The sequence below is a fragment of the Pseudomonas sp. Irchel 3F6 genome (assembly GCF_900187595.1).
GTDB lineage: Bacteria > Pseudomonadota > Gammaproteobacteria > Pseudomonadales > Pseudomonadaceae > Aquipseudomonas > Aquipseudomonas siliginis.
In genome coordinates this window covers 40,471-52,935 of the sequence record NZ_FYDP01000007.1, presented here as the reverse complement: position 1 = coordinate 52,935, position 12,465 = coordinate 40,471, and the positions used below count along the sequence as shown (strand labels likewise).

Sequence of the window (12,465 nt, the reverse complement as noted above, 5' to 3'; positions counted from 1 at the left end):
TGGAATCTGAAATAAGTTGCAAATCATTAACTTGAAAGCAATTTAGGGGGTTGACAGAGGTGTTCTAGGTTGTAGAATAGCGCGCCTCAGACATACGAACGCAGCGATGCGAACGGGTGGCGAGATGCAACAAAGCTTCACCGTTGTAAATTGAAATATGTAGTTCCGTGATAGCTCAGTCGGTAGAGCAAATGACTGTTAATCATTGGGTCCCAGGTTCGAGTCCTGGTCACGGAGCCAATTTCAAACCGGGGTATAGCGCAGTCCGGTAGCGCGCCTGCTTTGGGAGCAGGATGTCAGGAGTTCGAATCCCCTTACCCCGACCATATTTGGGTCGTTAGCTCAGTTGGTAGAGCAGTTGGCTTTTAACCAATTGGTCGTAGGTTCGAATCCCACACGACCCACCATTTTTGAAACCAGTTTGCGCTGGGATCGAATCTTAAGATCAGAGGCCAAAAGCGCTGATCGAAGAAGGCGATCTTTGAAAGGTCGCCTTTTTTTTACCGGGGTATAGCGCAGTCCGGTAGCGCGCCTGCTTTGGGAGCAGGATGTCAGGAGTTCGAATCCCCTTACCCCGACCATATTGAAAATCCTCGTATCGAAAGATACGGGGATTTTTTTTGCCTGCCGAAAGCTGAATCCCTTCAAGTCGTCATACAACCTGCCGATAGCCCGCTAACACGAGGGGACTGCCAACGCTTCGCCCCTTGATCTGGCCATTACAAGAATAAGGGCGTTCGTCATGTTGCTTCGTCAGTTGAATATTGCTCCCCGGGCTGCCCTGGGATTTGCCCTGATCGCGGTGTTGGTGGCCTTGCTCGGCGTGTTTGCGCTGGGGCAGATGTCGAGCATTCGCGACAGTGAGGTGGCGGTGGAGAACCGCTGGTTGCCGAGCATCCGTGGCGGCGACGAGATCCGCGAACTGATGCTGCGCATCCGCACTATCTCCCTGCGCATGGCGCTCGATCAGGATCCGGCCAATATCGCCACCTATCGCGGCCAGATGGACACCCGCGACAAGGAACTGAGCGAGAAGATCGCCGCCTACGACAAACTGGTCGACACTGCCGAAGGCCAGCAGCTGTATGACCAGTTCAAGAAAACCTTCGCCGCCTATCGCACCGGCATCGCCCAGTCGTTCACCCTCGCTGAGCAAGGCAAGCGTGACGAGCTGACCAAATTGTTGCTGGTTGACATGAAGACCGTGGTCGACGGCTCCGGCAAGCAACTCAACGATCTCGCCGATCTGTTCGCCCGCCAGGTCGCTGCCGAAAGCGAGAAGTCCGCCGCGCATTATGAAACCTCGCGCACCATCGTAACTCTGTTCATTGCCTTGGCAGCGCTGGCCACGGTGGCGCTGGCGATGTTGCTCACGCGCAGTATCGTGCGCCCGCTGAGCAGCGCGGTGGATGCCGCCGAAAGTGTCGCCAAGGGCGATCTCACCCGACCGATCGAAACCCATGGCAACGACGAAGTCAGCCGCTTGCTCAAGGCCTTGGCGACGATGCAACAGAACCTGCGCGAAACCCTGCAAGGTATCAGCGGCTCAGCTACGCAACTGGCCACCGCCGCGGATGAACTGAGCGCCGTCACCGTCGACAGCACTCAGGGCCTGCAAGAGCAGAACAACGAAATCGAACAGGCCGCCACTGCGGTTAACGAGATGACCGCTGCGGTGGAGGAGGTCGCGCGCAACGCGGTGTCGACGTCCGATGCCACGCGCCAGTCCAGTCAGTCGGCGCAATTGGGCCAGGAGCGCGTCAGCGAAACCGCCAGCGCGATCAATGCGCTGGCCAGTGATGTACAGAACACCGGCGAGCTGGTGCAGTCGCTGGCCAATCAGTCACAGGACATCGGCAAGGTTCTGGACGTGATTCGCGCCATCGCCGAGCAGACCAATCTGCTGGCGCTCAACGCTGCCATCGAGGCAGCACGTGCGGGCGAAAGCGGTCGCGGCTTTGCGGTGGTAGCCGATGAGGTGCGAGCGCTGGCGTATCGCACCCAGCAATCGACGCAGGAAATCGAACAGATGGTGCAAGGCATGCGCAGCGGTTCGAGCCAGGCGCTGGAGTCAATGCAGGCCAGCGCATCTCGTGCGGCGAGTACGCTGGTTCTCGCAGAGCGGGCAGGTGAGGCGTTGGTGACGATCACGGCGTCGGTGCACGAGATTCACGAGCGCAACCTGGTGATCGCCAGCGCCGCCGAGGAGCAGGCGCAAGTGGCGCGGGAAGTGGATCGTAATCTGGTGAATATTCGCGACCTGTCGGTGCGTTCGGCTGCGGGGGCTGATCAGACCAGCGCATCGAGCCACGAACTGTCGCAACTGGCCAATGCGCTGCAGGGTATGGTGCGGCGCTTCCAGCTGTGATCGACAGCCAATAAAAAGCCCCGCGCGATGCGGGGCTTGGAATAAAGATCAAAGGTGGGAGCGAGCCTGCTCGCGAATGCGCCTGATCTTCGAGCAGCACGAAAACCTGTGGGAGCCGGGCTTGCCCGCGATAGCGGTGGGTCAGGCAACAGAAATATCAACTGACCCGGCGCCATCGCTGGCAAGCCAGCTCCCACAGATGTTGGCCTTAGTGCAGTTTCAGACGCGGCTCGGTGCCACGACCAATCTTGCTGCCCAGCATCAGCATCGCCGTGCGGAACGGCCCGTACAGCGCCATCTGGTGCATGCGGTACAGCGACACATAGAACATCCGCGCCAGCCAGCCTTCGAGCATGACGCTACCGGTCAGGTTACCCATCAAGTTACCCACAGCAGAAAAACGCGACAGCGAGATCAGCGAGCCGTAGTCGGTGTATTTGTACTCCGGCAGGGTCTTGCCTTCGATGCGCAGTTTCAGCGACTTGGCCAGCAACGAGGCTTGTTGATGCGCCGCTTGTGCCCGTGGCGGCACGTTGCGATCAGTGCCCGGTTGCGGGCACGCCGCGCAGTCACCGAAGGCAAAGATGTTTTCGTCGCGCGTGGTTTGCAGGGTCGGCAGCACTTGCAGCTGATTGATGCGGTTGGTTTCCAGACCGTCGATGTCCTTGAGGAAGCCCGGTGCGCGAATGCCGGCAGCCCAGACTTTCAGGCTGGCCTTGATCTCGTTGCCATCGGCGGTGATCAGGCTGTCGGCAGTCACTTCGCTGACTGCTGCGTTGGTCATCACATTGACCCCGAGCTTCTCCAGGGTTTTGTGCACCGGCCCGCTGATGCGCTCCGGCAGGGCAGGCAGCACTCGTGGGCCGGCTTCGATCAGCGTGATGTGCATGTTTTCCGGTTTGATCCGGTCCAGACCATACGCGGCCAATTCATGGGCGGCGTTGTGCAGCTCTGCCGCCAGTTCGACGCCAGTGGCGCCAGCGCCGACGATGGCCACGCTGATCTGCTCGACCACATCGGTCTGCCCGGCGTGGGCGCGCAGATAATGGTTGAGCAATTGCTGGTGGAAGCGCTCAGCCTGTTTGCGTGTATCGAGGAACAGACAATGCTGCGCCGCGCCCTGGGTGCCGAAATCGTTGGTGGTGCTGCCGACGCTGATGACCAGCGAGTCATAAGCCACTTCACGCGCCGGCACCAGCTCGACGCCGTTTTCGTCATAGGTCGCGGCCAGCTGGATTTTCTTCTGCGCGCGATCAAGCCCGCTCATGCGCCCGAGCTGGAACTCGAAGTGGTTCCATTTCGCCTGGGCGACATAGTTGAGTTCGTCTTCGGAGGAGTTCAGGGAACCGGCGGCCACTTCGTGCAGCAGCGGTTTCCAGATGTGGGTCAGGTTCGCGTCGACCAGCATCACGCTGGCCGTGCCGCGCTTGCCCAGAGTCTTACCCAGACGGGTAGCCAACTCCAGACCGCCGGCGCCGCCGCCGACAATGACAATACGATGGGACATAGGGATAACTCGCAAGGTTTTTAAAGGAAATCGGTGCGGTTACCCGAGGGAGCGCAAGGCAGCTCATAACGTCAGGTAACTGATAAATCGGCTCAACAGGCCCAGACCAATGGTCACTGCCAGCACCAGCACCAGGAGCATCCAAGGCCGGAAAGGCCGGCGCTCGACACGGTGTTGGGACAATTGCAGGTACTCTTCGACATGCTTTTGGTCTTCGGGGTTCAGGCGGCTGGTCATATTTGCCTCGTCAGGTAGACGTTACTGAATGAGCACAGGCTACAGCGGTTTTCAGCCCGGATTGAACGCAGCGTAGCCGCTGCCCGGGACCGGTTCGACGCACACGCTATCGTCGAGGCGAATGATGCCGCTTTGTAACACCCGGGCGGTGATCCCGCCATGCCCGCGCACGGCTTGAAAAGTGCCCGGGCCGAGATTGTTCTGCAAACGTGCGCAGGGCTGACACCAGCCAGTGGTTTCGAGTATCGCTTGCCCGATGCGAAAGCGCCGCCCCTTCAGGCTAAACAAATTGATTCCGCTTATAACGAGATTGCGCCGCAGATCTTCAGGCCGGACCGGCTCGTCATCGGGACGGCCCATCAATGCGTTGATTACCGCCAGGTGCTCCCATTGAATCAGTGTCACCTGTCGCGCATTGCGAACGCCCGGGCGGGCGTGGTCGCCGGTGAGCCCGGCTTCCAGCCGCGCCTCGACCGCCTCGAGCTCAAGCATCGGCCCACGGGATTCTGGACGCACACCGATCCAGCGCACACGACCGGTTTGCGGAACCTCGGCGATCAACTGCTGCAGCGGCGTCACAGGCTGATACCCACGTCGAACACAATGCTGCGGCCGAGGTTGCTGCGCAGAAAGTCCGGTGCGTCGGGGTGGGCGAACAACACGCGGGCGAATGTCGGGCCGACCAGCGACAGCGAGCGCCAGCCCTGACGCAGATATTCGGTCGGTGGCGGGAAATGACTGTTGAGATCGAGCACTTCGCGCTTGAGGCTGGCGAAGGCGATGATGTCCAGTTCACCCAGATCCATGCCGCGTTCCTTGTAGTTGTGCGCCTTCTTGCGCAGGGTTGGCGCCAGGCGCAGGAGAAATTCATTGGCCGGGATGCGTTTGGGCTTGGCTTCGCGGCGCACCAGTTGGCTCAGGGAAAACGCGCTGCGCCGACGCTGCAATTCGTCGCGCCATTCATCATTGAGACGGCGGCCCTCATCGAGGACGAAAAAAACTTCGAAATTGGCATCGCGAAACAACACGTCCGGCGGCTCACCGGCCGGGGCGAATTCGTCGGCGCGGTAGGGGATGTTCAGACCTTGCAGCAGGCGCTGGCAGACCCAACGCTCACGCTCCCATTTGCGGGCATTGGACAGGAACGCGTTGGCTTGCTCGGCCGCGATGGTCAGCAGGCGTAAATAATCTGAATCATCCATAAGCCCAAGCTTAGCGTCCAAATGCGACAAGCAGATAGCTTTGCATCGGCTCAGACATAAACGTCGCGCGATTGCGCCCTTGTAGGAGCTGCCGAAGGCTGCGATCTTTTGCTTTTATAAACAAGATCAAAAGATCGCAGCCTTCGGCAGCTCCTACAAAAAAGCGTGTCGAGTAGCAGGTGAGGGAATCATGATCGGTGCCGAACTGCTTTCAACGGCAAGCCTGACACTCGGCTGGCTGATTTATCTGCCGGCGCTGCTCTGGGCGATCATGCGTGCGCCATGGGTCGAGCTGTTCAGCGACAGTCGTCGGCAGCACTTGCTGTTCGGCACGGTGTTCGCGCTGTTTCTGCTGTGGCTGGTGCGCAGGGATTTCGACACCGGTGTGTCTTATCACTTCATCGGCATGACCGCGGTGACGCTGCTGCTCGATTGGCCGCTGGCGATTGTCGGCGGGCTGGTTGCGCAGATTGGCCTGGTGCTTTTGGGGCGTCAGGACCTGGCTGCGGTGGGCGTCAATGGCGCGTTGCTGATTCTGCTGCCAGTGCTGATCACCGAGTGCGTGGCGATTCTGGTCGAGCGTGCGCAGCCACGCAATCCATTCGTTTACATCTTCTGTTCCGGCTTCTTCGCCGCCGCGTTGTCCGGCCTGTTGTGCCTGATCCTCAGCCTGACGCTGCTGTGGTACGACGGCCTCTTCGCCATGCCGGAATGGCTGGAAGATTTCGTCGGCTACCTGTGGTTGCTGCTGTTTCCCGAGGCTTTTATCAACGGCATGGTCGTCAGTGCATTGGTGGTGTTCTGCCCGGAATGGCTGGAGACCTTCAACCGCACCCGGTACCTTTCGGCGCCGTGGAAGGACGACGATCCGAAGTCTTGATCCACATCAAACCGGCCATGCCGCAGAGATTTCATGCTCGCGCAAATCCCTTCAGGAGCAGTGGCATGGGCGTTTATGAATGGGCGCGGCAGGAAACCCGGCAGAGTCTGGAGCTGGCGCAGGAAGTGGGCTTTGACCCGGGCCTGAGTTTGCGCGCCCTGCTCAGCGCCGTGGTGCAGCAAAGCAAGGCAGTGCGCAATGCCGAAGACCTGGCCGACGAGTTGCGCTTTCTCGCGGAGAACCTCGACGACAGTCAGGACTACGGCTTTATGCGGCCCTGATCAGCGATCAGTGACGCGGATCGAAATCGCCGGAAAACAGCTCGTCTTCGGCATCCGGGGCGACCGGAATCTTGTGCTCTTCCGAGGCCCAGGCGCCGAGGTCGATCAGTTTGCAGCGGTCGGAGCAGAACGGACGGAATTTGTTCGCCGGGGTGAATTCGACGGGGGCGCCGCAGGTTGGGCATTCAACGGTTGGAATCTGGCTCATGCTTGGCCTCCGGATAAAGTCAGATAAAAGTGATGCAGACGCTCGACCTCGCTGTGCAGCCAGGCGAGGTCGCGGTCGTTGACGATCACGTCGTCGGCACGGCTCACGCGGTCTTCACGGCTCGATTGCGCCTTGAGGATCGCCTGCACCTGCGCTTCGCTGGTCTGGTCACGCTGCAAGGTGCGTTCGATCTGCAGTGGTTGCGGCGCATCGATGACCAGAATGCGCTGGGTCATCGCGTATTGCCCGGACTCGATCAGCAACGGTGAAACCAGAATCGCGTAAGGCGATTTTGCCTGCGCCAGATGATGAGCGATTTCTTCGCCGATCAACGGATGCAGCAGCGCTTCGAGCCAACGTCGCTGTTCGGGCTCTTCAAAAACCAGTTTGCGCAGGGCGGCGCGGTCCAGCGTGCCATCGGACTGCAACACGCCGGAACCGAAATGCTCGGCGATTTTCGCCAGCGCCGGACGCCCCGGTTCGACTACCCAGCGCGCCGCATGATCGGCATCCACCACATGCACACCGAGATCGATGAAGTGCTGCGCCGCCGCACTTTTGCCGCTGCCGATGCCGCCGGTCAGGCCGAGGATCCAGGGTTTTTCCACAGGGGTATTCATTTCAAACCGACAGACTGCCAATAGAAGTCGGTTATTTGACCACCCCAGAGCAAGGCAATCCAGCCGGCAATCGCCAGAAAGGGTCCGAAGGGGATCGGCGTCGAGGTTTCCTGGGCGCGCAGACGCAGCATGACAACGCCCAAAATCGCCCCCACCAGGGAAGATAGAAGAATCGTCAGCGGCAGAATCTGCCAGCCACCCCATGCGCCGAGCAAGGCCAACAGCTTGAAATCGCCATGGCCGATACCGTCCTTGCCGGTGAGCAGTTTGAACAGCCAGAACACCGACCACAGCGCCAGATAACCCGCGACCGCGCCCCACAACGCATCGGGCAACGCCACGAACACGCCGAAGCTGTTGACGATCAGCCCCAGCCACAGCAGCGGCAGCACCAGCACATCGGGCAGCAGCTGATGTTCGCAGTCGATCAGACTCATCGCCAGCAAGCCCCATGTCAGCAAGATCAGCAGACCTGCCGGCCAACCGAAGCCGAGATGCCAGGCAATGAATGCCGAGAGGACGCCGCAGGCCAGTTCGGTCAGCGGGTAACGTTTGCTGATCGGCGCCGAGCAGGCCGAGCAGCGACCGCGCAGCAGCAGATAACTGAGCAGCGGAATGTTTTCCCAAGGGCGGATCCGGTGTCCGCAATGCGGGCACGCGGAGTGCGGCAGCATCAGGTTGTAGGTCGGCACAGGCGTTTCAGTGGGCAGGCCGAGCACATCATGGGCCTGCTGGCGCCAGTCGCGCTCGAGCATCTTCGGCAGGCGCCAGACCACTACGTTGAGGAAGCTGCCGACCACCAGCCCGAGCAGCAGCGCGCTGACCACAAAGGCCAGCGGATACACGGCAAACAGTTCGTCGATAGGCATGTCAGATCGCTGAGCCGAGCTGGAAGATCGGCAGGTACATGGCCACCACCAGTCCACCGACGATGACCCCCAGCACCACCATGATGAACGGCTCCATCAGGCTGGTGAGGTTGTCGACCATGTTATCGACTTCCGCTTCATAAAAACCGGCGACCTTGTCGAGCATGTCATCCAGCGCGCCCGATTCCTCGCCGATGGCGGTCATCTGCACCGCCATGTTGGGAAACACACCGGTGCTGCGCATGGAGAAATTCAGTTGCATGCCGGTCGAGACGTCCTGCCGCACCCGCAACACCGCGCGCTTGAACACCACATTGCCGGTGGCACCGGCGACCGAATCCAGTGCTTCCACCAGCGGCACACCGGCTGCGAATGTGGTCGACAGGGTGCGGGCAAAACGTGCGACGGCGGACTTGTACATCAAGGTGCCCACCAGTGGCAGCTTCAGCAGCCAGGCATCGCGCCGGTCGCGCAGGGCCTGCGAAGTCTTCAACGCGTGGCGAGTGCCGAAAAACGCTGCCACCAGCGCAAAAAGAATGGCCCACCACCACTGCTGCATGAATTCCGACAGGCTGATGATCATCAGGGTGAAGCCCGGCAGTTCTGCGCCGAACCCGGAAAACACCGACTGGAACTGCGGCACCACTTTGACCAGCAGAATGCCTGTTACCACTGCCGCCACCAGCACCACGGCGGTGGGGTAGGTCATGGCTTTCTTGATCTTGGCCTTGAGCGCTTCGCTTTTTTCCTTATAGGTCGCGACCCGTTCAAGCAAGGTGTCGAGGGCGCCAGACTGTTCGCCGGCGTCGACCAGATTGCAGTACAACTCGTCGAAGTATTGCGGTTTCTTGCGCAGGGCCGTAGCGAAGCTGTTACCGGCCGCGACCTCCTGTTTGACCTCGTCGACCAGTTTGCGCATGGCCGGGTTTTCGAAGCCTTCGCCGATGATGTCGAAGGACTGCAACAGCGGCACGCCGGCCTTCATCATGGTCGCCATCTGCCGGGTGAACAGGGCGATGTCCTGCGGTTTGATGCGTTTGCCCAAGGTCAGCAGGGAGGCGGATTTCTTGCGCACCTTGCCCGGGTTTATCCCCTGTTTGCGCAGTTGCGCCTTGATCAGTGCGGGGTTCTGTCCGCTCAACTCGCCGCTGACTTTACTGCCTTTGCGGTCCGTGCCTTCCCAGGCGTAAACGCTGACTTTCGCTGCCTTGACCGCCATGTTCAATCCTTGGTGACCCGGTTGATTTCCTCAAGGCTGGTGATGCCTTGCATGGCCTTGTGCAGCCCGGAAGTGCGCAGATCGGCGAAGCCGTCGCGGCGCATCTGAATATCGATTTCCAGCGAATTGCCCTCGGCCATGATCAACCGTTGCAGGTCCGGTGTGTTCTTTACCACTTCATAAATCCCCACGCGTCCTTTGTAACCGCCATTGCAGTGATCGCAACCGACCGGCTCGTAGATCGTGAAATGGCCGATGCGTTCCTCGGGGAAGCCTTCCTTGAGCAAGGTTTCGTGCGGGATCTCCAGCGGCCGCTTGCAGTGTGCGCACAACTTGCGCGCCAGACGCTGGGCGATGATCAGGCTGACCGAGGTGGCGATGTTGAAACCGGGAATGCCCATGTTGTGCAGGCGTGTCAGGGTTTCCGCTGCGCTATTGGTGTGCAGGGTCGACAGCACCAGGTGGCCGGTCTGCGCAGCCTTGATTGCGATCTCGGCGGTTTCCAGATCGCGGATCTCGCCGACCATGATCACGTCCGGGTCCTGACGCAGAAACGAGCGCAGCGCTTGGGCAAAGTCCAGCCCTTGGCGGGGATTGACGTTGACCTGATTGATGCCTTCCATGTTGATTTCCACCGGGTCTTCGGCGGTGGAAATATTGATGTCGACGGTGTTGAGGATGTTCAGCCCGGTGTACAGCGACACGGTTTTACCGGAGCCGGTGGGGCCGGTGACCAGAATCATCCCTTGCGGCTGTTTCAGCGCGGCGAGGTACAAGGCTTTTTGTTCGGCTTCGTAACCCAGTGCGTCGATGCCCATTTGTGCACTGGACGGGTCGAGAATCCGGATCACTACTTTTTCGCCCCACAGAGTCGGCAGGGTGTTGACGCGGAAATCGATGGATTTGCTTTTCGACAGGCGCATTTTGATGCGGCCGTCCTGAGGTTTGCGCCGTTCCGAGATATCCAGACTGGCCATTACCTTCAAGCGCGCGGCAATGCGCCCGGCCAACTGGATCGGCGGCTTGGCCACCTCGCGCAGCATGCCGTCGGTGCGCATGCGCACCCGATAGTTTTTTTCGTAGGGTTCGAAATGCAGGTCGGAAGAGCCGCTTTTGATCGCATCGAGCAGCATCTTGTGCACAAAACGTACGACCGGGGCGTCGTCGGCATCGAGGCCGCCGATCACGTCCTGTTTGTTGTCATCAATGGACTCGACGTCGAGGCCGTCGAGATCGACATCGGCCATTTCCTCCAGGCCCGAGGCATGGCTGTCGAAGAACTTGTCGATGGCGTCGCTGAGCTTGTCGTCCTCCACCAGAATCGCTTCGGTGCTCAGGCCGGTGCTGAACTGGATGTCGCTGATCGCCTGCTGATTGCTTGGGTCGGAAAGGCCCACGAACAGTTTGTTGCCGCGCCGCCAGAGGGGCAGGGCGCAGTGCTGGCGAACCAGTTTCTCACTGACCAGACCCTTGGGCTGAGTCTCTTTGTCGAGGCAATGCAGATCGAGCAGGGCCATGCCGAAATGTTCCGAGGCGATCTCGGCAATTTGCCGGCTGTTGACCAGTTTGTTGTGCACCAGGTAATTGACCAGCGACACGCGATTGCGCTGGGCCTGCGCCCAGGATTGCCGGGCGCTTGTTTCCGTGAGCAGTTCGGCCTGGACCAATTGCTTGGCCAGACCGCTCAGAGCGATGTCATTCATGGGGATTCCGCACGCTTGCCGTTCATGACTTATAGCCTAGTCAAGTGACAGCGCCAAACACGGCCGGTGCAGGTGACAAAAAGTGTCAGATAGTGCGGTTGCGGGTTGTAGGAAACGGCGCAGGCGATTGCGCGCGCCCAGCAGGCGGGGCCTGAAAGGCGTTGGCATGGGCTGTGCTGAGCCTTGTTCAGATCATGAGATTTCGACTCATGCATGGAGCGTGTCTATGAAAAAACAACAAGGTTTCACATTGATCGAGCTGCTGATCGTTGTGGCGATCATCGGCATTCTGGCGACTATCGCCCTGCCGCAGTATTCGAAGTATCAGGCGCGGTCGAAGGTGACGGCGGGTATTGCCGAAGTTTCCGCCCTCAAAGTCAATTTCGAAGACGTGATCAACGCGGGATCTGGTGATCCAACTTTGGCTAACGTCAACGCAAACGTAGGTGCCACTCAAAACTGCACAATGGGTGTGAGTGGCAAAGTGGCTGACGGTACCGGGACGATTACTTGCAAGTTGCTTAATGCTCCGGCTCCGGTTCTTGGCCAGACGATCACCTTGACTCGTAGTGCGACCGCGGGTTGGTCTTGCGGCTTCTCCGGTTCCAAGGAATACACGACGACCAGTTGCCCTGGCGTTTAACTGAGTACAAAGCGAATGCCCCGCACTGCGGGGCATTTTCGTATGGTCACCTGTCTACAAAAGCTCCAATAATTTCAGCAGCTTATGAACTTTCCAAAAAACCGCAACTTGCATGCGAAGATTGAGCGAGTCATGCATTTTGCATGAAAATGAAAATTGGCATTTTTCATAACTCATTGTTTTTAAAAGAATTTATATGGCAAAAAAAGTTGGCACAGCGTTCGCAATATATCCGGTAACCCTGCTGACAAGCGTTACAGCAGACTTCCAGTAAAAACAGGAGTTACTCGTATGAAGAAGTTCGCTATCACTGCCGCTGCTACCGCTCTGACCCTGACCCTGACCATGGCTGGTGGCGCTTTCGCCCAGTCCGCTCAGGCTACCCAGGCGCCAATGGTTCTGGCTGCCGGTGAAGTTACCGAAATGAAACAAGATACCAGCGACACCTGGATCACCACCAAGGTCAAAGCTGACCTGGTTACCGAAAAAGGCATTCCAGGCACCGACATCAAAGTCGAAACCAACAAGGGTGTAGTTTCCCTGTCGTCGACCACTGCGGTAACCGAGTCGCAGAAAGAAGTCGCCGTTGGCATTGCCAAGAAAATCAAAGGCGTTAAAGCGGTCTCCGCTGATGGCCTGAAAGCCGAGTAAGGCAAGACTTCTCGCCTGAACCGGGAGAAGACGCGACAGACGGGCCGAGCAATACGTCTGCCGCAACTTTAGAGTTC

At 59.2% G+C, this 12,465-nt stretch carries 14 protein-coding genes and 4 tRNA genes; 9 read left to right on the top strand and 9 right to left on the bottom strand.

The annotated features are described in order from the left end of the window. Window positions 1-164 precede the first annotated feature (164 nt). The 5 genes from CKW30_RS21310 (at window position 165) to CKW30_RS21290 (ending at window position 2,368) form a co-directional block, all read left to right on the top strand. Window positions 165-240: transfer RNA gene (locus CKW30_RS21310), tRNA-Asn, on the top strand. A 9-nt stretch (window positions 241-249) separates the two neighbouring features. Then, window positions 250-326: transfer RNA gene (locus CKW30_RS21305), tRNA-Pro, on the top strand. A 5-nt stretch (window positions 327-331) separates the two neighbouring features. After that, window positions 332-407 (top strand) — tRNA-Lys (locus CKW30_RS21300). A gap of 97 nt (window positions 408-504) precedes the next feature. Continuing rightward, window positions 505-581: transfer RNA gene (locus CKW30_RS21295), tRNA-Pro, on the top strand. Window positions 582-742: 161 nt separating this feature from the next. After that, on the top strand, window positions 743-2,368 hold the full coding sequence (locus CKW30_RS21290) for a methyl-accepting chemotaxis protein (RefSeq protein ID WP_071173634.1): 1,626 nt from the start codon (window positions 743-745) through the stop codon (window positions 2,366-2,368). A 208-nt stretch (window positions 2,369-2,576) separates the two neighbouring features. Here the strand turns inward: CKW30_RS21290 and CKW30_RS21285 are convergent, their stop codons facing one another. The 4 genes from CKW30_RS21285 to CKW30_RS21270 form a co-directional block, all read right to left on the bottom strand. Beyond that, window positions 2,577-3,875, bottom strand: coding sequence for an NAD(P)/FAD-dependent oxidoreductase (locus CKW30_RS21285; RefSeq protein ID WP_016773144.1), 1,299 nt, complete (start codon window positions 3,873-3,875; stop codon window positions 2,577-2,579). A 63-nt stretch (window positions 3,876-3,938) separates the two neighbouring features. Beyond that, window positions 3,939-4,112 carry a DUF3094 domain-containing protein gene (locus CKW30_RS21280; RefSeq protein ID WP_007909875.1) on the bottom strand — a complete coding sequence of 58 codons (174 nt, stop codon included), beginning with the start codon at window positions 4,110-4,112 and terminating at the stop codon, window positions 3,939-3,941. A gap of 51 nt (window positions 4,113-4,163) precedes the next feature. Further along, on the bottom strand, window positions 4,164-4,691 hold the full coding sequence (locus CKW30_RS21275; protein ID WP_095181837.1) for an MOSC domain-containing protein: 528 nt from the start codon (window positions 4,689-4,691) through the stop codon (window positions 4,164-4,166). Continuing rightward, entirely contained in the window at window positions 4,688-5,314 is a 627-nt protein-coding gene (locus CKW30_RS21270) for a DUF1780 domain-containing protein (protein WP_007909887.1), read from the bottom strand. The genes CKW30_RS21275 and CKW30_RS21270 overlap by 4 nt, the downstream gene beginning before the upstream one ends. A gap of 190 nt (window positions 5,315-5,504) precedes the next feature. Here CKW30_RS21270 and CKW30_RS21265 point away from each other — a divergent pair, with 190 nt between their 5' ends. Next, a complete protein-coding gene (locus CKW30_RS21265) occupies window positions 5,505-6,194 on the top strand; it encodes an energy-coupling factor ABC transporter permease (RefSeq protein WP_041477814.1) in 690 nt (229 codons plus the stop codon). Window positions 6,195-6,259: 65 nt separating this feature from the next. Continuing rightward, the gene (locus tag CKW30_RS21260) at window positions 6,260-6,475 is read left to right on the top strand and encodes a hypothetical protein (protein WP_016773148.1); all 216 of its coding nucleotides are present in this window, start codon (window positions 6,260-6,262) and stop codon (window positions 6,473-6,475) included. Between the two features lie 7 nt (window positions 6,476-6,482). Here CKW30_RS21260 and yacG read toward each other — a convergent pair whose 3' ends face one another. From yacG to pilB, 5 genes are read right to left on the bottom strand one after another with little or no spacing between them, the layout of a single operon-like run. After that, a complete protein-coding gene (gene yacG / locus CKW30_RS21255) occupies window positions 6,483-6,683 on the bottom strand; it encodes a DNA gyrase inhibitor YacG (protein WP_016773149.1) in 201 nt (66 codons plus the stop codon). After that, window positions 6,680-7,303 (bottom strand): dephospho-CoA kinase, encoded by a 624-nt coding sequence (gene coaE / locus CKW30_RS21250; protein WP_095181836.1) that lies wholly within the window; start codon window positions 7,301-7,303, stop codon window positions 6,680-6,682. The genes yacG and coaE overlap by 4 nt, the downstream gene beginning before the upstream one ends. Then, complete coding sequence (locus CKW30_RS21245) at window positions 7,300-8,172, bottom strand: A24 family peptidase (protein WP_041477817.1); 873 nt, start codon at window positions 8,170-8,172, stop codon at window positions 7,300-7,302. Before CKW30_RS21245 ends, coaE begins: the two co-directional genes overlap by 4 nt. 1 nt (window position 8,173) lies before the next feature. Further along, complete coding sequence (locus CKW30_RS21240; RefSeq protein ID WP_095181835.1) at window positions 8,174-9,391, bottom strand: type II secretion system F family protein; 1,218 nt, start codon at window positions 9,389-9,391, stop codon at window positions 8,174-8,176. A gap of 2 nt (window positions 9,392-9,393) precedes the next feature. Next, on the bottom strand, window positions 9,394-11,094 hold the full coding sequence (gene pilB / locus CKW30_RS21235; RefSeq protein WP_056790439.1) for a type IV-A pilus assembly ATPase PilB: 1,701 nt from the start codon (window positions 11,092-11,094) through the stop codon (window positions 9,394-9,396). Between the two features lie 226 nt (window positions 11,095-11,320). On the opposite strand from pilB, the gene CKW30_RS21230 reads away from it, so the two are divergent. After that, complete coding sequence (locus CKW30_RS21230) at window positions 11,321-11,737, top strand: pilin (protein WP_071173630.1); 417 nt, start codon at window positions 11,321-11,323, stop codon at window positions 11,735-11,737. 291 nt (window positions 11,738-12,028) lie between these two features. Further along, a complete protein-coding gene (locus tag CKW30_RS21225; RefSeq protein ID WP_095181834.1) occupies window positions 12,029-12,388 on the top strand; it encodes a BON domain-containing protein in 360 nt (119 codons plus the stop codon). The last annotated feature ends 77 nt before the right edge of the window (window positions 12,389-12,465 follow it).